The sequence below is a fragment of the Pseudomonas sp. BN102 genome (assembly GCF_029871245.1).
In the GTDB taxonomy this organism is placed as follows: domain Bacteria; phylum Pseudomonadota; class Gammaproteobacteria; order Pseudomonadales; family Pseudomonadaceae; genus Metapseudomonas.
This window is the reverse complement of the sequence record NZ_SSON01000011.1, coordinates 15,135-34,709: the sequence shown is the minus strand read 5'-3', so window position 1 is coordinate 34,709 and position 19,575 is coordinate 15,135. Positions and strand designations below refer to the sequence as shown.

General features: G+C 66.7%; 21 protein-coding genes. 10 read left to right on the top strand and 11 right to left on the bottom strand.

Annotation, left to right across the window (positions count from 1 at the left end; genetic code table 11):
• Positions 1–573: 573 nt before the first annotated feature.
• From E8F12_RS00750 to cmoB, 5 genes are all read left to right on the top strand, one after another.
• The gene (locus E8F12_RS00750) at positions 574–978 is read left to right on the top strand and encodes a protease inhibitor I42 family protein (protein WP_280323371.1); all 405 of its coding nucleotides are present in this window, start codon (positions 574–576) and stop codon (positions 976–978) included.
• 91 nt (positions 979–1,069) lie between these two features.
• On the top strand, positions 1,070–1,759 hold the full coding sequence (locus E8F12_RS00745; RefSeq protein WP_280323370.1) for a lysoplasmalogenase: 690 nt from the start codon (positions 1,070–1,072) through the stop codon (positions 1,757–1,759).
• Positions 1,760–1,785: 26 nt separating this feature from the next.
• Positions 1,786–2,358, top strand: coding sequence for a hypothetical protein (locus E8F12_RS00740; protein WP_280323369.1), 573 nt, complete (start codon positions 1,786–1,788; stop codon positions 2,356–2,358).
• A 65-nt stretch (positions 2,359–2,423) separates the two neighbouring features.
• Positions 2,424–3,167: a carboxy-S-adenosyl-L-methionine synthase CmoA gene (gene cmoA / locus E8F12_RS00735; RefSeq protein WP_280323368.1), complete on the top strand. Its 744-nt coding sequence runs from the start codon at positions 2,424–2,426 to the stop codon at positions 3,165–3,167.
• Positions 3,164–4,132 (top strand): tRNA 5-methoxyuridine(34)/uridine 5-oxyacetic acid(34) synthase CmoB, encoded by a 969-nt coding sequence (gene cmoB, locus E8F12_RS00730; protein ID WP_280323367.1) that lies wholly within the window; start codon positions 3,164–3,166, stop codon positions 4,130–4,132. The genes cmoA and cmoB overlap by 4 nt, the downstream gene beginning before the upstream one ends.
• A gap of 318 nt (positions 4,133–4,450) precedes the next feature.
• Here cmoB and E8F12_RS00720 read toward each other — a convergent pair whose 3' ends face one another.
• Entirely contained in the window at positions 4,451–5,773 is a 1,323-nt protein-coding gene (locus E8F12_RS00720; RefSeq protein ID WP_280323365.1) for an APC family permease, read from the bottom strand.
• Positions 5,774–5,859: 86 nt separating this feature from the next.
• Positions 5,860–6,675 carry a carbon-nitrogen hydrolase family protein gene (locus E8F12_RS00715; protein ID WP_280323364.1) on the bottom strand — a complete coding sequence of 272 codons (816 nt, stop codon included), beginning with the start codon at positions 6,673–6,675 and terminating at the stop codon, positions 5,860–5,862.
• Between the two features lie 134 nt (positions 6,676–6,809).
• Here E8F12_RS00715 and E8F12_RS00710 point away from each other — a divergent pair, with 134 nt between their 5' ends.
• Complete coding sequence (locus tag E8F12_RS00710) at positions 6,810–7,598, top strand: helix-turn-helix transcriptional regulator (RefSeq protein ID WP_280323363.1); 789 nt, start codon at positions 6,810–6,812, stop codon at positions 7,596–7,598.
• Positions 7,599–7,652: 54 nt separating this feature from the next.
• Here the strand turns inward: E8F12_RS00710 and E8F12_RS00705 are convergent, their stop codons facing one another.
• The 5 genes from E8F12_RS00705 to E8F12_RS00685 all read right to left on the bottom strand — a co-directional run bounded on the left by E8F12_RS00705 (position 7,653) and on the right by E8F12_RS00685 (position 12,975).
• Complete coding sequence (locus tag E8F12_RS00705) at positions 7,653–7,916, bottom strand: DUF2790 domain-containing protein (protein WP_280323362.1); 264 nt, start codon at positions 7,914–7,916, stop codon at positions 7,653–7,655.
• A gap of 179 nt (positions 7,917–8,095) precedes the next feature.
• Complete coding sequence (locus E8F12_RS00700; RefSeq protein ID WP_280323360.1) at positions 8,096–9,007, bottom strand: HlyD family secretion protein; 912 nt, start codon at positions 9,005–9,007, stop codon at positions 8,096–8,098.
• A gap of 7 nt (positions 9,008–9,014) precedes the next feature.
• On the bottom strand, positions 9,015–9,215 hold the full coding sequence (locus E8F12_RS00695; protein ID WP_280323358.1) for a DUF1656 domain-containing protein: 201 nt from the start codon (positions 9,213–9,215) through the stop codon (positions 9,015–9,017).
• Positions 9,205–11,457: an FUSC family protein gene (locus tag E8F12_RS00690; RefSeq protein WP_280323357.1), complete on the bottom strand. Its 2,253-nt coding sequence runs from the start codon at positions 11,455–11,457 to the stop codon at positions 9,205–9,207. The genes E8F12_RS00695 and E8F12_RS00690 overlap by 11 nt, the downstream gene beginning before the upstream one ends.
• 9 nt (positions 11,458–11,466) lie before the next feature.
• Entirely contained in the window at positions 11,467–12,975 is a 1,509-nt protein-coding gene (locus tag E8F12_RS00685) for an efflux transporter outer membrane subunit (protein WP_280323356.1), read from the bottom strand.
• Positions 12,976–13,151: 176 nt separating this feature from the next.
• Here E8F12_RS00685 and E8F12_RS00680 point away from each other — a divergent pair, with 176 nt between their 5' ends.
• Positions 13,152–14,108: a LysR family transcriptional regulator gene (locus E8F12_RS00680; protein ID WP_280323355.1), complete on the top strand. Its 957-nt coding sequence runs from the start codon at positions 13,152–13,154 to the stop codon at positions 14,106–14,108.
• Positions 14,109–14,195: 87 nt separating this feature from the next.
• Here the strand turns inward: E8F12_RS00680 and E8F12_RS00675 are convergent, their stop codons facing one another.
• Positions 14,196–15,110: a LysR family transcriptional regulator gene (locus tag E8F12_RS00675; protein ID WP_280323354.1), complete on the bottom strand. Its 915-nt coding sequence runs from the start codon at positions 15,108–15,110 to the stop codon at positions 14,196–14,198.
• 120 nt (positions 15,111–15,230) lie between these two features.
• On the opposite strand from E8F12_RS00675, the gene E8F12_RS00670 reads away from it, so the two are divergent.
• On the top strand, positions 15,231–15,830 hold the full coding sequence (locus E8F12_RS00670; RefSeq protein WP_280323353.1) for a short chain dehydrogenase: 600 nt from the start codon (positions 15,231–15,233) through the stop codon (positions 15,828–15,830).
• 8 nt (positions 15,831–15,838) lie between these two features.
• Here E8F12_RS00670 and E8F12_RS00665 read toward each other — a convergent pair whose 3' ends face one another.
• Positions 15,839–16,234 carry a DUF488 domain-containing protein gene (locus E8F12_RS00665; protein ID WP_280323352.1) on the bottom strand — a complete coding sequence of 132 codons (396 nt, stop codon included), beginning with the start codon at positions 16,232–16,234 and terminating at the stop codon, positions 15,839–15,841.
• Between the two features lie 73 nt (positions 16,235–16,307).
• Between E8F12_RS00665 and E8F12_RS00660 the strand changes: the two genes are divergently transcribed.
• Positions 16,308–16,979, top strand: a complete 672-nt coding sequence (locus E8F12_RS00660) for a hypothetical protein (RefSeq protein ID WP_280287438.1) — start codon at positions 16,308–16,310, stop codon at positions 16,977–16,979.
• Between the two features lie 140 nt (positions 16,980–17,119).
• A complete protein-coding gene (gene gap / locus E8F12_RS00655; protein ID WP_280323351.1) occupies positions 17,120–18,118 on the top strand; it encodes a type I glyceraldehyde-3-phosphate dehydrogenase in 999 nt (332 codons plus the stop codon).
• On the opposite strand, the gene E8F12_RS00650 is transcribed toward gap, so the two are convergent.
• Complete coding sequence (locus E8F12_RS00650) at positions 18,115–18,639, bottom strand: GNAT family N-acetyltransferase (RefSeq protein WP_280323350.1); 525 nt, start codon at positions 18,637–18,639, stop codon at positions 18,115–18,117. The genes gap and E8F12_RS00650 overlap by 4 nt on opposite strands.
• A gap of 5 nt (positions 18,640–18,644) precedes the next feature.
• Positions 18,645–19,550, bottom strand: coding sequence for a DMT family transporter (locus E8F12_RS00645; protein WP_280323349.1), 906 nt, complete (start codon positions 19,548–19,550; stop codon positions 18,645–18,647).
• Between the last annotated feature and the right edge of the window lie 25 nt (positions 19,551–19,575).

Genomic DNA, 19,575 nt, shown 5'->3' with positions numbered 1-19,575 from the left:
ACGGTATTTTCAGGCCTCCGCACCTGCCTGATACATCCCTCACCCCCGCCCCTCTCCCTGAAGAGGAGAGGGGTGACTCGCGCCTGACAGGGCGCAGCAATCCTGATGCCTGATCAGTGCCTGAACCTGTGCAGAAGAGGTGGGGCAGCGACTCTGCCCCGTCAGGAGGCCAAGCGGCATCGTTGCGCAGGGGGACGAGCGGCATGGATGCCGCGAGAGGCGTGCGGGGCCATGGATGGCCCCTCACGCCGGGCCCCCGAAGCGACGATGGCGCGAGGGAACCCCGGCGTAGCCGGGGCCGGATGCAGGGGCAAGCGTTCTTGGTTACTTCTTTGGTGACTGAAAGAAGTGACTCGCCGGGTGGCGAAACAGGGACTCGCAGCCCACTCGAAAAGCAGCTCGACTCAGGGCGCTCTAGCAACACTTAACGCAGACATAGCCAATTCATTCGCGATTGAATTCGCTCACAACGCCACCGGGTTCACCTCCCTACCCGGTCATTTCTCCTCGGAGCCTACGCAAGGGCGGAACCAGCCGTTATGCTGGCTCCGCCCTTGACCGACGGAGCCGCCGATGTCACTCGCCCAATCCCCCCGCCTGCTGTTGCCCCTGGGCTTCGCCTTTGTCGCCGGCTGCGCCCAGCAGCCGACCGGCCCGGTGGTGATCCAGGACCAGCAGAGCGATTGCCCCCTCAGCCTCAGCCCGGGCCAACCCCTGGTGCTGACCCTGCCCAGCAACCCCACCACCGGCTTCCGCTGGGTGGTGCGCGATGCCGCCACCAACGTGCTGCAGAGCCTCGGCCCGGAGGTCTACTCGACGCCGGAAGACGCGGGCCTGGTGGGCAGCGCCGGCCAATCCACCTGGCGCTTCAAGGCGAGCCAACCTGGTGAAGGCCGCCTGCACCTGGATTACCAGCGCCCCTGGGAGACCGACGTGGCGCCGGCCGAGTCCTTCGACTGCCAGGTCAGCGTCAAGTAGCGCCAAATGACCGCTTCGCTGGCGTCCGCCGCCTGGCGGGCGCAACGGCGTACTTCCATAGTCGAGCCCTGACGAACTCGCAGGAGCGCCTATGGGCACCTTGATCTTCGGGCTGGCCGGCGTGCTGGCCTTCCTCACCGGCCGTACGCTGGAACTGGACTGGTTGTGTTTCTGGAGTAAACCGCTGCCCATCCTGGCGCTGCTGTTCTGGTTGCGCGGTGCCCCGGCGGGCCCCTACCGACGCTGGATCGCCGTCGGACTGTCGCTGTCGATGCTCGGCGACATCCTGCTGGAATGGCCCACCGACCTTTTCGTCTTCGGCCTTGGCGCCTTCCTGCTCGCCCACCTGGCCTACCTGCGCGCCTACCTGCTGGCTAACCGCCAGCTCGCACCGCTGCCGCTGCTGGTGGCTGCCGCTGCCGGCGGAGCCATATTCGCCCTGCTCGCCACTGGCGGCCTGGGCAACCTCCTGCTACCCGTGGCCTGCTACGCACTGGCCATCAGCGCCATGCTCTGGCGTGCCCTCGCCCGCCTGGGTGTGGGTCTGGACCGCCAGTCGGCGCTCCTCGCTGCCGGGGGCGCGGCGCTCTTCGTAATTTCAGATAGCCTGATCGGCATCAATCGTTTCGTATCCCCTTTCGCCAGCGCGAGTTACCTCATCATCCTCAGTTACTGGCTCGGTCAATGGGGAATAGCCGCCTCGGCGATGACTCGCAAACCCACTCTCCACCACTCGGATAAACCGTCGGCAGCTACGTCGGAAATCGGCTATAGGAATTAGGCGGACACTCAAATACGGAGCGTGCGATGGGCGGTCTGATGCGACTGTGGGGTTTGCTGTGCTGGACAGTTCTTCTCGCAGGTTGCGGAAGTCTCCTGCCCAGCGAGCGCGCCGAAGTACTGTCGCCGTTTCGGGATTACACCGATGCGGAGATTCGCTACTCCCAGGCGCAGCCGGGTATAACGACGCGGACCGAGCTGTTCTCCCTGGGTTTCGACCCGCTCATCCAGGGCAACGGCAAGATGCTCTCCTTCATCGACGTGCGCCTGATGTTCGTGCAACCCAACGTCCCCATCGACTACCTGCCCGACGGGCTGATGAAGTGCCTGGAAGCCAAGGACCGCTGCATCGGCTATGCCTTCGAGTTCACCAAGACCGACACCCAGCGGGTCGGCAACTTCTGGGCCGACATCTTCAACTTCCGCAAAAACCGCGAGCTGCAGGGTTGGGTGTTCCGCGCGGTGTTCGTGCTGGTGGACGATGTCGTCGTGCACAAAGTGAGCAATGGCGAGCCGAACATCCGCCGCTTCGAGGTCAAGCGCAACCCGCTGGGCCCCCTGCAGGGCGCGGGCGAGTTCTTTTCCGACCAGTTGAAGTAGGGGTGGTTTGGCCGCGCCGCGCAGTCCGCTAGAATGCCGGCCTTTTCCGCTGCTGGTACCGGCCCGTGACCGAAAGTCCCGATCGCATCTACGCCAACCCCCAGGCACAAGTCACCGACTTCGCTTTCAACGAAGACGTGGTCCGCGTCTTCCCGGACATGATCAAGCGCTCGGTGCCGGGCTACCCGACGATTGTCGAGAACATCGGCGTGCTGGCCGCCCAGTTCGCCCAGGCCGGCACTCCGCTCTACGACCTCGGCAGCTCGCTCGGCGCCGTGACCCAGGCACTGCGCCGACACGTGAAAGCCGAAGGTTGCCGGGTCATCGCTGTGGATAACTCCAGCGCCATGGTGGAGCGTTGCCGTGAATACCTGCACGCCCAGGACTCCATGTTCCAGGAACTGCTGCCGGTGGAAGTGCTGGAAGCGGACATCCTCACCCTGGACCTCCAGCCCTGCTCCCTGGTGGCGATGAATTTCACCCTGCAGTTCGTGCCCCGCGAGCAGCGCCAGGAACTCCTCGCCCGCATCCGCCAGGCGCTGCTGCCCGGCGGCGCGCTGATCCTCTCGGAGAAGCTGCGCTTCGAAGACGCCGACGAACACCAGTTGCTCACCGACCTGCATATCGCCTTCAAGCGCGCCAACGGCTATAGCGAGCTGGAAATCGCCCAGAAGCGCAGTGCCCTGGAGAATGTCATGCACCCGGACAGCTTCGAGGAGCACCGTGCACGTCTGCTGGCGGCCGGCTTCTCCAAGGTCGTGCCCTGGTTCCAGTGCCTCAACTTCGCCTCGCTGATCGCCCTGCCATGATTCGTACGCTGGACCTCGACGCCCTGCAGCAACGGCTGGCGGGCACTCTCCTGCAAGACTGGGCAGCCGACCTGCCCGGGCAACTCGATGCCAAGCTGGCGGTCGGCCATGGCGACCTGGAGCGCTGGAGCGCCGCGGTCAATGCCCTGCCCCCACTGCAGCCGGCACAGATCGAACTGGCGCAGCGCTTCCTCCTGGACGGTCCCTGCGACGAGGCGGCCCGCGCCGCATTGAAAACTGCGCTGCAGGGGCTGATCCCCTGGCGCAAGGGGCCCTTCGAACTGTTCGGCGTGCACGTCGATACGGAATGGCGCTCGGACTGGAAATGGTCACGGGTGGCGCCCCATCTCGACCTGCGCGGTCGCCGCGTGCTGGATGTCGGCTGCGGCAATGGCTACTACCAGTGGCGCATGCTCGGCGCCGGTGCCGACAGCGTGGTGGGCATCGACCCGAACTGGTTGTTCTTCTGCCAGTTCCTCGCCATGAAGCGCTTCCTTCCCGAGCTGCCGGCCTGGCACCTGCCGCTGGCGCTGGAAGAGTTGCCGCCCCGGCTGGAAGGCTTCGACACCGTGTTCTCCATGGGCGTGCTTTACCACCGCCGTTCGCCCATCGACCATCTCTTCGACCTCAAGGATTGCCTGCGCCGGGGCGGTGAACTGGTGCTGGAAACCCTGGTGGTGGAAGGCGATGCCCAGCAGGTGCTGATGCCCGAGGACCGCTACGCGCAGATGCGCAACGTCTGGTTCCTGCCGTCGGTGCCTGCCCTGGAGCTCTGGCTGCGCCGCGCGGGCTTCGTCGACGTACGCTGCGTGGATGTCAGCTACACCAGCGTCGAGGAACAGCGCAGCACCGAGTGGATGCGCTTCCAGTCGCTACCCGAATTCCTCGACCCCGCCGACCACAGCCGCACCATCGAAGGCCTGCCGGCCCCTGCGCGCGCCGTGCTGATCGCGCGCAAGCCCTGATCACTCCAAGCGTCGAGCAGGGTGGAATCCACAAAGAGGATTTCCACCCATCGCAGTTCGGGGAGCCTCGCCACCAACCTGTGGGACACACTGGTGGACCGGTAAAAAGCCGATCCACCCAACTGTGATCAGGGCTGGATCTGATTCCGCTCATTGAGCAGTGCGAAGAGCTGCTTGAGCCTCTCCTCGCGGAACTGCTCCTGGATCTTCTGGTAATTGCTTGCCATGCCTTCGCTCATGGACACGAAGCACTGCTCGCCTTTCTCGGTCAGGCGCGAAAAGACGAAGGGACGAGCGCGCAGCGCCCGCCCCGGCGCATCACGCCTCCTCGAAGCTCAGCTCCGGCGGCTGGCGGCGGAAGCCGCTGGTCAGCCAGCCGAGGTAGATCACACCCAGTGCCAGCCAGGACAGGCCGAGGATGATCGCCAGCTGGTCCAGGCTGACCATCAGCCAGAGTGTCGCCACCATTCCGGCCAGCGGGAACATCAGGTACTGCACCAGCTCGCGCGGGCCGCGGCGTTCGCCGTTCAGCCAGTAGTGGAAGATTACCGAGAGGTTCACCAGGGTGAAGGCCAGGAAGGCGCCGAAGTTGATGAAGGAGGTGGAGGTGGTCACGTCCATCCGCAGCGCCAGCAGGGCCACCGCGCCGCACAGCAGGATGCTGCCCACCGGAGTACCGAAGCGCTCGCTCAGGCGGCCGAACAGCGACTGCGGCAACACGCCGTCGCGGCCCATGGCGAACAGCAGGCGCGAGGCGCTGGCCTGGGCCGACAGGCCCGAGGTGAATTGCCCGACGATCAGGCCGATGAGGAAAATCGAGACGAACAGATCACCGCCGATGTTGCGGGCGATCTCATAGGCCGCCGAGTCCGCGCTCTGGAACTCGATCGACGGATGGGCCAGCTGCACGAAGTAGGAGGCAGAGATGAAGATCAGCCCGCCGATCAGGGTGATCAGCAGGATGGCCCTGGGGATGGTGCGGCGCGGGTCGCGAGTTTCCTCGGTCAGCGTGCTCACCGCATCGAAGCCGAGGAAGGAATAGCAGGCGATGGCCGCCCCGCTCATGATCAGCGGCAACTGCATGCCTTCCTTGAGGAAGGGTGCGAGCGACCACAGCGGCTTGCTCGCATCGCCCAGCACGTAGTGCACGCAGAGCACGACGAAGGCCAGCAACACGAGCAACTGCACCAGCAACAGCACGCCGTTGACGTTCTTCGCCAGACGCAGGCCCACCACGTTGATGACGGTGGTCACTCCGATGAAGGCCAGTACCCAGACCGCCTGTGGCACCGCCGGGAAGGCCGAGTGCAGGTAGGCCGCGCCGATCAGCCAGATGGCCATGGGCAGGAACAGGTAGTCCAGCAGCACCGCCCAACCGGCAAGGAAGCCCAGCTTGGGGTTTATCGCCTTGCGCACGTAGCTGTAGGCCGAGCCGGCCACCGGGAAGGCCGCGGCCATCCGTGCGTAACTGAAGGCGGTGAAGAGCATGGCCACGGAGGCCGCGACGTAGGCCGCCGGTACCAGGCCGCCCGTGGTGTCGGCGAGGATGCCGAAGGTGCCGAGGACGATGATCGGGGTCATGTAGGCGATGCCGAAAAGCACCACCGACCCCAGCGACAGGGTGCGCTGAAGATGAGCCATTACCGCTACTCCGAATTGTTGATTGTTGTGGCAGAGCCGACGTCGGCGTGAAAAGGCCGCCCTGCGGATGGGGCGGCCAAAAGGGATCAGGGAATCAGCAAGTCGCGGCGGCCATCGGCGTGCTCGATGCGCTCGCCCGGAAGCTGCAGGCGGCGCTCGTCGAGGTAGCGGTAGTCGCTGCGCGCGGTCTTGAGTCGCTCGAGGTCGAGCTCGACGATCTGCCGGCACTCATCACGGCCGGCCTCGCAGAGCAGCTGGCCGAAGGGGTCGACCACCGCGCTGCCGCCGGCGAACACCAGGCCGCCGTCGCCTTCGCCGACGCGGTTGACCATCACCGCGAAGGCCTGGTTTTCCTGGGCGCGGGCCATGATCGCGGTGCGATGGGTGGGGCCGTAAGGGTCCATGTTGCCGTTGGTCACCAGGATCAGCTCGGTGCCCAGTTGGCCGAGGGCGCGGGCGCTCTCCGGGAACTCGATGTCGAAGCAGATCAGGATGCCGACGCGGACGCCTTTCCACAGCGCCGTGGCATAGCGGTCGCCGGGGGTGAAGATGCCGCGGTCCGAGGCCCAGAGATGGGTCTTGCGGTAGCGCAGGGCGATGCCTTCCGGGGTGATCAGCAAGGTGGTGTTGTAGAAGGTGCCGGCGTCGTTCTCCGCCACGCCCACCACCACGGCCACATTGCGCTCGCGGGCGGCGCGCTGCACCGCCCGTACGCTGGGACCGTCCAGCGGCTCGGCGAGGGCGGCGACGTTCTCGGCAGTGGGGAAACCGGTCAACTGGGTTTCCGGGAACACCACCAGGTCGGTATCCGGCGCACAGGCGGCGATGGCCGCCAAGGTGCGTTCGAGGTTGTAGGCGGTATCGCCGTCACGGCCGGCGAGTTGGACGAGTTCGACCTTCATGGGTGCTCCTGGTTCTTGTCAGCGGGCGGGCAGGCGTCACAATGCTCGGCACTCGCCCTGGCATGTCCGGAGTATGGTGCGCGCCGGGGCCTGGGGTAATTACGCAGGCGTGGTAACCCATCGGGGGTAGAAACATGAGTCTGACCTTGCAGGACATTGCCTGGCACCAGTCCGTCGGCCGGCTTATCGAACAACTCGACCGCCCCGGCTTCTGGCTCGCCCTGGTGCGCCTGCTGGAACAATATGTGCCCTTCGACAGCTGGGTCGTCCTGCTCTTCAGCCACGGCCGCCCGCAGGTGTTCGCCGAATGCCCGGGTGCCGACGGCGGGCCCGACCCGCTGTTCCAGGACTATCTGCGCGGCCTCTACCAGCTGGACCCCTTCTACATCGCCAGCCGCGAGCACAACGCCGGCGGTCTGTTCCGCCTGGCCGACGTGGCGCCGGAATGCTTCGAACAGACCGATTACTACCAGCGTTACTTCCGCCTCAATGTGGTGGCCGACGAGGTGCAGTTGAACGTGCCCCTGGACGGCGGGCGCACCCTCTGCCTGTCCATGGGCTCGAAGCAGCCCTTCAGCCCGGAGCAGATCGCCCTGCTCGGCCTGATCCGGCCCTGGGTCGCCGGCCTGATGCGCCAGCGCCTGGGGTTCGAGCAGGAGCTGATGGCCAGCCCACCGCCTCCGGCGCCGGCCTGGCAGGAGCAGCTGGAAGCCGCCGGGCAGAAAGTGGAAACCGCCCTCACCGCGCGCGAGCTGGAGGTGGGCCGGCTGATGCTGAGCGGCTGCTCCAGCAAGGAGATCGCCCGCAAGCTGGAAATCTCCGCGGAGACGGTGAAGGTCCATCGCAAGCACATCTACAGCAAGCTGGGGATCAAGTCGCAGTCGGAGCTTTTCGGGCTGTTTCTGAAGGCGCAGGAAAGTTGAGCAATGGGGCGGGATTGTCTGTAGGGGCGAATGAATTCGCCCCTACAAGATGAATCAACCGTTACTGCAACCCTTGCCGAAGACCAAATATTCCAGGCGATGGACATTACCCTGGTGATCTTCGTAAGTCATATAGGCCGGGGTTATTCCGCAAACATCTGGAATTTCGCTGCGGGAAATGACCCTGGCGATATCCAGTTCCATCCCGTAGTGGTACTGCTCGATAGTGGGTTCCACCGCTACGGCGCTTTCCGCCGGTTCTTCCGCCAGGGCGAAGGCAGACATGCCGGCCAGCGCCAGCAAGGCAAAAGCTTTCATTGGATAGCTTCCCGAGTGCTTGGAGGTTAGAACTTCGACCAGCTCTCCACGAACTGGTCGAAGGTACAGCGCAACACCTTTCGGTGATGTTTACGGCAGCAAGTGCCTCGTCGTGGGAGGCGGGATCATTTTATTTAGCGGGCAACTTTCGAAACAGCGTCGAATACAACAAGGACTATTTACTGCGCGAACAACAATCCGTTGAGAAAGCCGGAAGTTTCCGGTTCACCGCCCTCCTCCCCTATCACCACGGTGCAGGTCATGCCGGCGGCCAGCAATACGCCTTCGGGCACCTCGTCCAGGTGAATGCGCACCGGCACCCGCTGGGCCAGGCGAACCCAGTTGAAGGTGGGATTGACGTCGGCGGTCAGCTCGCGGCTTTCCGGGTTGTCGCGGTCGTAGATGCCCCGGGCGATGCTGTCCACATGGCCGACGATGCGTTCGCCGCTCATCAGCCGCAGCTCGGCGCGATCGCCCACCTGGATGTGCGGCAGGCGGGTCTCCTCGAAGTAGCCATTGACGTAGAAGGAGCGGTCGTCCACCAGAGCCATGCTGGCTTCGCCACGTTCGGCGTAATCGCCCTTGTAGACGTTGAGGTTGGTGATATGCCCGGCCACCGGCGCACGGACTTCGGTGCGCGCCAGGTTGAGCTTCGCCGCATCCAGCGCGGCCAGCGCTTCCTGGTACTCGGCCAGGGCCGCGGCGGCCAGATGGCCGGCGTCCTCGCGGCTCTCGCGGGAGACCACCAGGTCGTCCATGTCGGCGCGGCGGTCGGCGTTGACCTTGCGCATCTCCAGCGCCGCCTTGCGCGCCGCCACCAGGGCCTCGGCCTGCTTCACCGCAACCGCGTAATGGGAAGGGTCGATGCGCAGCAGCAGGTCGCCCGCCGCCACCTGCTGGTTGTCGCGCACCGGCACCTCCACCACCAGCCCGGCCACATCCGGGGCGATGTTGATCACGTCGGCGCGTACCCGGCCATCGCGAGTCCAGGGGGAGTCCATGTAGTGCAGCCAGAGGGTGCGCACCAGCAGTACCGCCAGGGCGAGGATGAACAGGGTCACGCCGACACTGAGGATTCGTTTCAGGGACATGGGGGCCTCAACGGTAGATGGTCAGCGCCAGGGCGCCATACAGGCAGGTGAACAGGCCGACGCGCAGCAGCGCCGGGTGCCAGGCGTGGCGGTACAGCCCGCACCAGGCGAACAGCCGATCCAGCCCCCAGCCAAGCAGGAAGGTGACCAGGAACAGCAGGGTCAGGCTCGGCAGGTAGACGCCGTGCAGGGCGATCTCACGTGGCATGGGCGAATCCTTGCGCAAGTGCCGGTTCGTCAGCGCCGGCCAGCGGCGTCTGCGGATCGAGCAGCGAGGTGCGGATGAAGTGCAGGTAACTCTGCAGGCGGCGCAGGGGCGACGTCTCGAACTGTGGCGCACAGGGCTCGGCGGTGGTCCGTACGCTGTCGATGGCCTGCTCCACGGCGGCCAGTGCGCGCTGGCGGTTGGCCTCGGACGGCTGGATGAACAGCCGAACCAGTGCCCGGCCCATGGCGCGGATGGCGTTGCGCCAGGGCATGGACTCGGCGTAGCAGGACAGCGCCGGCAGGCGCGCCTGCTCCAGGCGCAACTCGATCACCGCGTGGCCGACCTCCTGCACCAGGAACATCCAGCGCAGCAGCTCGCGTTGCACGTTGGGACGCCCGGCGGAATACAGGTAAGCCTGGTTCAGCAGGTCGCGGGTGCCGCTTTCGAAGCCGGACACCAGCCCCTTCATCCGCCCGCTCACGGCGTTCACCACGCACATGCGTAGATCGCGTTCCAGGCGCCGCCAGAGCCAGGGGCGGTTGGGCGGCAACAGCACGGCGGCCGCGGCGGTGGCGATGGCCATGGAGAGCACCGACGCCAGGTATTCGTTGAGTACCCGGTGGGGGTCGAACAGGGTCTGGTTGGCCGGCATGGAGGTCATGCTGAACCACACCAACAGGCCCAGCCCGGCACCGGCCAGTTGCGGCCGCGAGAGCATGTAGGCGCCCAGGGCGACCACCGGCGCCAGGGCGCAGCAGAGCAACGCGAAACCATCCAGTTCCGGCAGTACCCAGAAGGTCATCAGGATGCCCAGGCAGGCGCCGCCGAAGGCGCCGAGGGTGAGCTGCAGCGACAGGCGCCGGGGGTTGGAGGAGGAGGACGCCAGGGCCGACACCATGCCCACGGTCATGGCGAAGGTGCCGCCGCTGGGCCAGGCGGTGGCCATCCAGAACAGGCTCAGCAGCAGGATCAGCAGGCTGCTGCGCAGCCCCGCCACCGCCGCGGCCACCGCGTTGGCACGGGGCCGGAAACTTTCCTTCCATTGCTCGCGGTCGTGGTGGTCGTCCAGTAGCGAGGCGTGGGTCTGGGCGTAGTTGTGCAGGTCGTCGGCGAAGCGGTAGAGCAGTTCGGCGGCGGTATCGAAGTCCAGGCCCTGGGCCTCGCTGGGTTGCTGCATGGCCAGGCGCGCGCGGCCGGCGCGGATCAGCTCCATCAGTTCCTGCTTGCAGGCCTCCAGGCGTGTGGCGAGCTGTGCCGCGTCCGCCTCGCTGCTGAGGCGGTCGCGCAGTGGCGCCAGCAGACCGGAGACTTCCGCGAGACAAGGCTGCAGCGCCTCCAGCACCACGCCACCACCGTAGGAGCCAGCTCTGCTGGCGAACGCCGGCGGCTCCGAGTCTTCGCGAGCAAAGCTCGCTCCTACAGGTGGGGTCGGCGCGCCGGGCGACTCATTGGCCAGGCGCCGCAGCAACTGGTGCAGGCCATGAAAGCGGGTAGAAAGCACCATGAACTCGTTGTTCAGCCGCGCCAGTCGGCCGCTGCGCATGCGCATGTGCGGGTCTTCGAAGGCGGTGGCGCTGCGCATGTTCTCCAGGTTCACCGCAGCGGCGGCAAAGCGCGCGTTGTGGGCATCGAAGCGCGCGGTGTCGAGACCGCCGGCCAGGCCCTCGCAGGCGAAGGCGGCGAAGTCGCGGAAGCGACCGTGCAGCGTGTTGCGCAGGTCGGTGCTGGTGCTCTGCGGCAGGATCAGACCGTTGACCAGGCCGGTGCAGAGAATGCCCAGAGTGATCTCCAGCACCCGCCACAGGGCGAGCATGAAGGCGTCGTCGGGGTGCAGGGTGGCGGGCAGGCCGATCATCACCGCTGTGTAGCCGGCCAGTACGCAGGCGTAGCCGCGAAAGTCTCGGTAGCGTGCGGCACCGGCGGTGCACAGGCCGATCCAGATGGCCAGGCAGAGCATGAACAGCACCCGTTCCTGGTTGAACAGGGCGATCAGCGCCACCATCACCGTCAGCCCCAGCAGGGTGCCGATGATGCGGTAGAAGCTCTTGGCCAGGACCTGTCCGCTCTGCGGCTGCATGACGATGAACACGGTCACCAGCACGGTGCCCGGCTGCGGCAATTCCAGCCGGTAGGCCAGCCAGAGGGCGAGGAAGGCGGTGAGCAAGGCCTTGAAGATGAAGGCCCAGGTCAGGCCGTCACTGCGCGCCCACTCGGCCAGCGCGCGGTTGAAGGTGTGCACCATGGAGATTCCTCAGGGCTTGGGGAGAAAGCGCAGGCGCGGTTCCTGCGGGCCCAGGCTGACGTCGGCCGGGCCGGCGGGCCCGGGCAGCACACCGCCGCCGAGGGCCAGCAGCAGGTCGGCCTGGGCGCCGAGCAGCGCCGCGCGCACTTGCTGCTGCTGGAGCTGGCGCTGGAACAGGGTGGGCTGGGTGTCCAGCACCGCATCGAAATCGGTGAGGCCACTCTGCTGGGCCAGCAGCGCGAGGTCGTAGGTCTTCTGCGCCGCCGCCACTGCCTCGACGGCTAACTCCTGCTGCTGGCGCAGGGACTTGATGCGCACCAGGGCATCAGCCACCTGTTGCAGGGCTCCGATCAAAGTCTGGTTGTACTGCTCCACCGCCAGGTCGTAGCCGGCGGCGGCCGCACCCAGTTCGCCACGGCGCAGGCCGCCGTCGAAGGCCGGCAGGCTGAGGGCGGGGCCTAGGCCGTAGGTGAGCTTGTCGTAGCGGAGGAAATCCAGCATGCCGCCCTGGGTGGCGTTGGAGCCTATGCCGCCCAGCAGGTTGATGTTCGGGTAGAAGCCGGCCTTGGCGACTTCGATTCCGCGTGCCTGGGCCGCCACCTGCCAGCGGCTGGCCACCAGGTCCGGGCGGCGGCCGAGCAGTTCCAGCGGCAGCTGCGCCGGCAGACCGGGGAGATTCTGCAGGGCGAGCGTGGGCCGTTGCAGGCGTTCGCCCTCCCCCGGCCCCTTGCCGGCCAGCGCGGCCAACTGGTTGCGCACCAGGGCGATGGACTCGCCCAGGGCATCCAGCTGGCGATGGGTTTCCGGCAGCGGCGCTTCGGCGCGGCTGACCTCCAGGCGGGTGCCTATGCCATCTCGCAGGCGCCGCTCGGCCAGGCGCAGGATTTGTTCCTGCTGTGCAAGGCTGGCCTGGGCGACGTCGCGCTCGGCATACAGCAGCGCCAGGCGAATGTAGTTGCGCACCAGGTTGCCCTGCAGCTCCAGCGCCGCCATGCGCGCCTCGGCCACGGCCAGCTGGGCCTGGTCCAGGGCCTGGTGGCTGCGACTGCGCTCGCGGCCCCAGAGGTCGAGGTCGTAGCGCAGGCCCAGCAGGCTGGTGTTGTTCCAGGTGCTGGTGCGGGCCAGCTCGCCGGGGCCGTAGAAGTAGTCGTCCGGCCAGCGCTTGTGCTGCAGGCTGGCGTCCAGGTTGACCTGGGGCTGCTCGGCGGACTCGACCACCCCGGCCAGGGCGCGGGCCTGGCGCGCCCGGGCGGCGGCCATGGCCAGGCTGGGGCTGCCGGCCAGGGCCTGGTCCATCCAGGCGTCCAGCTGCGGGTCGCCATAGGCGCGCCACCACTGGGCGCTGGGCCAGGCGGCATCGCGCTCGGCGTGGCGGATGGCCGAGCCGGGGTCAAGCCGGGCGGCGTCCAGGCGATTGGCCTGTGGCGCGATGCCTTGGCTGTCGATACAGGCGGAGAGGAGCGAAACAACGGCGAACAGACTGGCGCGGGCGACGCCGGGCCAAGGATTGCGGTGCACTGCGGCATATCCTGAATGCTGGGAAACCAGGCACCTGGCCTGGAATGGCGGCGATTCTAGGGCCGGGCACGAGCGAGGATAAGGCGACAGATAGATGAAGCATTGTGTACTGAATCAGCCATAATCCAGGACACACTTCGTGACAAAATTCGCATCCCTCCCGGCCAGGCCCCTCCATGGACATCCTCTTCAACATGCGCGCCTTCGTCTGCGTGGCGGAGACCGGCAGCTTCACCGCCGCTGCCCAGCGCATGGACCTCACCACCTCGTACATCTCCCGTGCGGTGGCCACCCTCGAAACCCACCTGCGTACCCGCCTGCTGCACCGCACCACCCGCCGCATCGCCCTGACCGAAGCCGGCCAGCGCTACTTGCTGCGCTGCGAGCAGATCCTCGGCTACATCGAAGAGGCCGAAGCCGAAGCCAGCGAGGCCCACGCGCGCCCGGTGGGCAATCTCAAGGTCCACGCCATGACCGGCATCGGCCAGCACTACCTGATCAAGGCCATCGCCCAGTACAGCGAGAAGTACCCGGACGTGAGCTTCGACCTGACCCTGGCCAATCGCACCACCGACATACTCGACGAGGGTTACGACATCTCCGTGGTCATCGCCCAGGAGCTGCCGGACTCGGGCTTCATCTCCAAACAACTGGGCACCACCTACAGCGTGCTCTGCGCCGCCCCCGGCTACATCGAGAAGCACGGCGCGCCGCGCCTGCCCTCGGAGCTCTCGAAGCACCGCTGCCTGCGCCTGGTGAACAATGTGATGTCCCTGGACAAGTGGCTGTTCGAGGGCCCGGACGGCCAGGAGATGGTCAGCGTCAACCAGACGCCCTTCCAGGTGAACACCGCCGACGCCATGACCGAAGCCATCAGGGCCGGCATCGGCGTGGGTGTGCTGCCGGTGTATTCGGCCATCAGCGGCCTCAAGGACGGCAGCCTGGTGCGCGTGCTACCGAACCACAGCCTGTTCCCGCTGGGCATCTATGCGCTCTACCCGTCGCGGCAATTCCTCGATGCGAAGATTCGCACCTGGGTCGAGTTCCTCCGCGAGTTCCTGCCGGAGCGGGTCGAGGCCGACGAGAAGGCCGTGGCGGCGTACAGCCTGAGGTTGGGCGGTGCGCGCGCCTGACCTCGGTTTCCGGATTTCAACCGGGCGACGAGCCAGTTTTTCGTAGGTTGGGCTGAGCGCAGCGAAGCCCAACCTACATTGGTCCGTTCATTCCCCCGCCTTGTCCAGCATCTGCCGGCTGCGTTCGAACCAGGCCAGCAGGTAGTCCGCCAGCACCTGGGTGCGCCGGGGCAGGCCGGCCTGCCAGGGGTGCACCAGGAACACCGGCGTCTGCCGCGTCTGGTAGTCCCGCAGCAACCACACCAGCCGACCATCGGCCAGTTCGTCGTAGATCATGTAGGACGGCAGCCGCGCTATACCGGCGCCGGTCAGCACCGCCTTCTTCAGCAGGCTGTAGTGGTTGCTGGCCAGCGCTCCCGCCACCTGGACCCGCTCCACGTGATGCCGGCGGTGGTAGAGCCATTCCTCGAAGCCGCTGTAGTGGGTGTTCAGCAGGCACTGGTGACGGGCCAGGTCCGCCGGCTGCGTGGGCTCGCCGTGGGCCGCCAGGTAGGCCGGCGTGGCGCAGGTGATTTCCTGCAGGGAAAACAGCGGCCGGGCCACCAGGCGCTCGTCGATGTCCATGCCGGAGCGGATGGCCAGGTCGAAGCCGTCGGCCACCAGGTCACGGTAGCCGTTGTGCAGGTCCAGTTCGATGCGAATTTGCGCGTGCTGGCGGGTGAAATCCAGCAGCAAGGCATCGAAGAAGGTTTCGCCCAGGGATACCGGCACCGTCAGCCGTACGCAGCCGGCCAGTTCCTCTTGCAGGCGCCGCACCGACTGCCGCGCCCGCTCGGCCTGGGCCGCCAGGGCCTGGGCTTCAGGCAATAGCGCCGCCCCGGCAGCGGTCAGGCCCAGGCGGCGGGTGGTGCGGTGCAGCAGCGCCGCGCCAAGCCCCTGCTCCAGCTGGCGGATGCGTTTAGACAGTTGGCCCTTGCTGCACCCCAGACGCTCGGCGGCGCGGGTAAAGCTGCCGCTCTCCAGCAGCACCGCGAAGGCTGCCAGGTCTTCCATATCGCTCATGGCGGATACCACTCGATTGTTTCCAACTGAAAACCAAAGATTTCCAATTGCATGGATTATCGATCACAGAGGCCACTCTACACTGAGCGAGAAGTCCCACAACAACCCAGGAGCCACCCCATGAGAATCATCCTCGTCGGTGCCAGCGGCACCATCGGCAGAGCCATCGACAACGAATTGAAGGAACGCCACGAGATCGTCCGCGTCGGCCACAGCAGCGGCGACCTGCGGGTGAACATCACCGACCCGGCGTCGATCCGCAGCATGTTCGAGCAGGCCGGCCCCTTCGATGCCCTGATCAGCGCGGTAGGCAAGGTGCATTTCGGCGCCCTGGCCGAGATGAGCGAGGCCGAGTTCGCCATCGGCCTGAAGGACAAGCTGATGGGCCAGGTCAACCTGGTGCTGATCGGCCGCGAGTTCGCCAACGATGGCGCGTCCTTCACCCTGACCTCCGGCGTGCTCAGCGATGACCCGATCCGCTACGGCGCCTCGGCCAGCCTGGTCAACGGCGCCATCGACGCCTTCGTGCGCAGCGCCGCCATCGAACTGCCACGCGGGATTCGCATCAACAGCGTCAGCCCCACCGTGATCGAGGAAGCCCTGCCCGCCTACGCGCCCTACTTCCGTGGCTACAAGGCAGTGCCCGCCGCCCTGGCCGCACTGGCTTACGCCAAGAGCGCAGAAGGCGCACAGACCGGCCAGATCTATCGCGTGTGGTAATCCGCGCCTTACAACTCGCCGGCGTAACACACCGGCGAGCGGGGTGGCCCGCCGCGCTCCAGTTCTTCTTCGAGGAACTCCGCCAGCACCACGGCGTTGTTGCGCACCTCGTCCTTCGCGGCGTAGAGCAGCGTGAGTTCGCCCTTGCGCGCCGTTTCCAGCAGGCCCTGCCAATGCTCCGGATGGGCCGCCAGCTCGGCACGGTAGAGTAGGCGGAATTCGTCGAACAGCGCCGGGTCGTGGCAGAACTGCTTGCGCAGGCCATCGGAGGGCGCCACCTCGCGCAACCAGGCCGCAAGCTCGAGGGAGTCCTTGCGGCAGCCCCGCGGCCAGAGGCGATCCACCAGCACGCGCTGGCCGTCTTGCTTATCCACAGGCTCATAGACTCGCTTGTACTGGATCATCCGCCTTCTCCACCCTTGAGCTGGGCGCCCCGCACCGGTAACTTGGCCGCTCCCTGAAGGAGACAGACCCCCGATGCGTTTCGCCCGCCCCCTGCTGTTCAGCCTCTTGCCCCTGTTCGGCGCCTGCCAGATGTTCGCCGAAAAAGCCCCCGCCCCTGCCGCCAACCTGGTGCGCCTGCAAGGTGAGCTGAGCGTAGACGCTGGCCAGGTAATGTTCCGCCCCTGCGGCGAGCAACGCCGCTTCGCCCTGGTGGACAGTGGCGCTACCGGCCTGCTACCCGAGGCCGCGAACCTCTCGGCGGACGGCCCCGGCACGCTATTCGCCGATGTCCGCGCCAGCATGGGCCCGAGCGGAGTGCAGGGCGCCGACGGCCAACTGAACCTGCAGACGCTCTATCGACTGCAACGTGAAGGCCACGGCTGCGAGGACCCCAACTTCAAACGCCTGCTTCTGCGTGCCGGCGGCCACGAGCCGGACTGGAGCATCAACGTCAGCGGCAAGGGCCTGGTGCTCGACCGGCCCGGCCAGCCCTCCCTGCCCCTGCCCTACATGGAGGAACAGCTGCCGGACGGGCGCTTCAACCTGTCCAGCGAAGCCAACGGCCAGCGCCTGGAACTCTGGGTGGCACCCCAGCGCTGCGTCGACAGCATGAGTGGCGCGGTCCAGCACCTGACCGCCGAACTGCGTCTGGACGGCAAGCCGCAAAGGGGCTGCGCCTCATTCGGCGGCGCCCGCGACGACTGATCCCACGGTCTCTGCCAAGCACTCCCCCGGCAACAACGGACACCCTTCCGGCCCTTCGTCGCTAAGCTGAACGAACAGGCGGTGTGAAATCTCACGTAGTTTTTCCACCGCCTGGAAAGGACAACCGGAGGGAGAATGCCATGCTGCGTATCGCCCTGAATGGATATGGGCGCATCGGTCGCGCCCTGGTTCGTGCGCTGTTCGAGCGGGGTCTCGACCAGCGCCTGCGCATCGAAGCCATCAACGACCTCGGCGACTTCGAGTCGCTGGCCCACCTGACCCGCTTCGATTCCACCTTCGGCCGCTTCCCCGGCCATGTCGCCCTGCACGACGATCACCTGCAAGTGAACGGCCAGACCATCCGCCTGCTGCGCGAGCGCGATCCGGTCAACCTGCCCTGGCAGCACCTGGGCGTGGACCTGGTGTTGGAATGTTCCGGCAAGATGAAGAAACGCGCCCAGGTCGAGCAGCACCTTACCGCTGGCGCGCCGCGCGTACTGCTCTCGCATCCGCTGGACAGCGCCGACCTGACGGTGGTCTACGGCGTCAACCATGAAGAGCTGGGCAGCCAGCAGATAGTCTCCAACGCCTCCTGCACCACCAACTGCCTGGCGCCCCTGGCCCTGCTGCTGCACCGTGAAGTGGGCATCCGCAGCGGCCTGGTCACCACGGTGCACGCCTACACCAACGACCAGAACCTGCTGGACAAGAGCCACGGAGATCTCTATCGGGCGCGCGCCGCGGCGCTCTCGATGATCCCCACCAGCACCGGCGCGGCCAAAGCCATCGGCCTGGTGTTGCCGGAACTGGCCGGGCGCCTGGACGGCCTGGCGATACGGGTGCCGACGCCGAACGTGTCCCTGCTGGACCTCAGCTTCATCGCCGAACGCCCGGCCAGCCGCGAGGCCATCAACAACGCCCTGGAGGCCGGCGCCCGCGACTTGCCACCGGGGGTGATGGAGTGCAACTCGCTGCCCCTGGTGTCCAGCGACTTCAACGGCTACCCGACGTCCTGCGTGGTGGACCTCAACCACACCCGGGTCCAGGGGGAACTGGTAAAGGTGCTGGCCTGGTACGACAACGAATGGGCCTTCGCCAACCGCATGCTGGATGTGGTGCTGGTCTGGCTCAATCCCTAGTTGCCAGGCTCCCGCGCGCGCCAGTGACAGAGGGTGGTACGGCGCGAGCCATTCGGCCGGCGGTTCGGATCGTCGAAGGTCAGCACTTCGCGGAAGCCGGCCTTGCGCATCATGCCCGCCGAGCCGGCGTTCTCCTCGTGGCGCTCGATGTAGATATCCTTTGCTCCCAGCGCCCCCAGGCGGGACATGGCGGCCCGCAGCAGGCGGGTCCCCAGGCCCTGGCCGGCCAGCTCGCGGTGCACCACCGCCTCGCAGACATAGCCCTGGGGCAGGTCGCGGCGATCCGCTGGCTGATGGGCGTGGAAGTCACTGCTGAGGCACATGCTGACGAATCCCGCCAGCCGCCCCTCCCGCTCGCCCAGCACCGCCAGTACCGACCCGTCGGCTATGCCGCGCAGATGGGCTTCCACCGCATCGGGAGGGAGGAAGTTCCAGGGGTTTGCGCCGTGCTCGAAAAGGAAGGCACAGAGTTCGGCGATGTCTCCGGCGTCGGCCAGGCGCATTTTCAGGTCCGTCGTCATGGGAGTCAGTCCAGTACGCCCGCCGGCACCGGAGCGGTGCTGCGCCATTGGCTCAGCGCCACGCCGACGAACACCAGGCCGGCGGCCAGGAGCTGCATGGCGGTCAGCCGCTCGCCAAGAAAGGACCAGGCGAAGACCAGGGTGAACACCGGTATCAGGTTGATGAAACCCGTGGCCTGGCTGGCCGGCAGGCGCGACACGCCGAAGTTGTAGAGGCCGTAGGCGCCCACCGTGACCACTGTGCCCAGGTAGAGCAAGGCGCCCACGCCCAGGACGCTGACCGACCCCGGCAGCGGTGAGGTGACCCAAGCCAGCGGCAGGAAGAACAGGCTGCCGATGAAGGCCTGCATGGCCGTGAGGAAAAATGCCGAGTAGCGCGCCGACAGGTGCTTGAGCAGCAGGGTGTAGCCGGTAGCGCAGAGCATGGCGACGAACTCGTAGAAGTTGCCCAGCAGGGGCTGCGGCCCATAGGCGTCGGATTCGCCGGCCAGGCTCAGCCAGACGGCGCCGACCACCGCCAGGAGGAAGCCGGCCAGGGTGCTGCGGGTAATGCGTTCGTGCAACAGCGCGAAGGCGCCTACCGCCACCAGCAGTGGCAGGAGCGCGGTGATCATGCCGGCCTGGGACGCACTGGTGTGCTGCAGCGCCAGGGCTTCAAAGATGAAGTAGAGGCAAGGCTCGCAGGCGGCCAGGCCCAGCAGGTACTTCCAGTCGCCAGGGCGGTAGTCGAGCTCACCGCGCCAGCGCCAGGCGAGCAGGAAAACCAGGCTGCCGAGGGCCATCCGGGCGAAGATCACCCAGTGCGGCGCGACCTCGCGAAAGGCCAGCTTGAGGGCGATGAAGGAGCTGCCCCAGAGCGCCATGGCCAGCACCAGGCAGGCCACCGCCACCAGTCGACCTTGCTGCGCCATGGATCACCTCCTGTGGAAAAGCGCC

What these genes read in the sequence shown, in the direction of transcription:
- E8F12_RS00700 (WP_280323360.1), bottom strand. Translation starts at nt 9,007, where the DNA reads ATGTCCCTGAAACGAATCCTCAGTGTCGGCGTGACCCTGTTCATCCTC.
- E8F12_RS00660 (WP_280287438.1), top strand. Translation starts at nt 16,308, where the DNA reads ATGCGTTTCGCCCGCCCCCTGCTGTTCAGCCTCTTGCCCCTGTTCGGC.
- E8F12_RS00665 (WP_280323352.1), bottom strand. Translation starts at nt 16,234, where the DNA reads ATGATCCAGTACAAGCGAGTCTATGAGCCTGTGGATAAGCAAGACGGC.
- E8F12_RS00675 (WP_280323354.1), bottom strand. Translation starts at nt 15,110, where the DNA reads ATGAGCGATATGGAAGACCTGGCAGCCTTCGCGGTGCTGCTGGAGAGC.
- E8F12_RS00645 (WP_280323349.1), bottom strand. Translation starts at nt 19,550, where the DNA reads ATGGCGCAGCAAGGTCGACTGGTGGCGGTGGCCTGCCTGGTGCTGGCC.
- gap (WP_280323351.1), top strand. Translation starts at nt 17,120, where the DNA reads ATGCTGCGTATCGCCCTGAATGGATATGGGCGCATCGGTCGCGCCCTG.
- E8F12_RS00650 (WP_280323350.1), bottom strand. Translation starts at nt 18,639, where the DNA reads ATGACGACGGACCTGAAAATGCGCCTGGCCGACGCCGGAGACATCGCC.
- E8F12_RS00695 (WP_280323358.1), bottom strand. Translation starts at nt 9,215, where the DNA reads ATGCCACGTGAGATCGCCCTGCACGGCGTCTACCTGCCGAGCCTGACC.
- E8F12_RS00750 (WP_280323371.1), top strand. Translation starts at nt 574, where the DNA reads ATGTCACTCGCCCAATCCCCCCGCCTGCTGTTGCCCCTGGGCTTCGCC.
- E8F12_RS00715 (WP_280323364.1), bottom strand. Translation starts at nt 6,675, where the DNA reads ATGAAGGTCGAACTCGTCCAACTCGCCGGCCGTGACGGCGATACCGCC.
- E8F12_RS00705 (WP_280323362.1), bottom strand. Translation starts at nt 7,916, where the DNA reads ATGAAAGCTTTTGCCTTGCTGGCGCTGGCCGGCATGTCTGCCTTCGCC.
- E8F12_RS00680 (WP_280323355.1), top strand. Translation starts at nt 13,152, where the DNA reads ATGGACATCCTCTTCAACATGCGCGCCTTCGTCTGCGTGGCGGAGACC.
- E8F12_RS00745 (WP_280323370.1), top strand. Translation starts at nt 1,070, where the DNA reads ATGGGCACCTTGATCTTCGGGCTGGCCGGCGTGCTGGCCTTCCTCACC.
- E8F12_RS00670 (WP_280323353.1), top strand. Translation starts at nt 15,231, where the DNA reads ATGAGAATCATCCTCGTCGGTGCCAGCGGCACCATCGGCAGAGCCATC.
- E8F12_RS00740 (WP_280323369.1), top strand. Translation starts at nt 1,786, where the DNA reads ATGGGCGGTCTGATGCGACTGTGGGGTTTGCTGTGCTGGACAGTTCTT.
- E8F12_RS00710 (WP_280323363.1), top strand. Translation starts at nt 6,810, where the DNA reads ATGAGTCTGACCTTGCAGGACATTGCCTGGCACCAGTCCGTCGGCCGG.
- cmoB (WP_280323367.1), top strand. Translation starts at nt 3,164, where the DNA reads ATGATTCGTACGCTGGACCTCGACGCCCTGCAGCAACGGCTGGCGGGC.
- E8F12_RS00690 (WP_280323357.1), bottom strand. Translation starts at nt 11,457, where the DNA reads ATGGTGCACACCTTCAACCGCGCGCTGGCCGAGTGGGCGCGCAGTGAC.
- E8F12_RS00720 (WP_280323365.1), bottom strand. Translation starts at nt 5,773, where the DNA reads ATGGCTCATCTTCAGCGCACCCTGTCGCTGGGGTCGGTGGTGCTTTTC.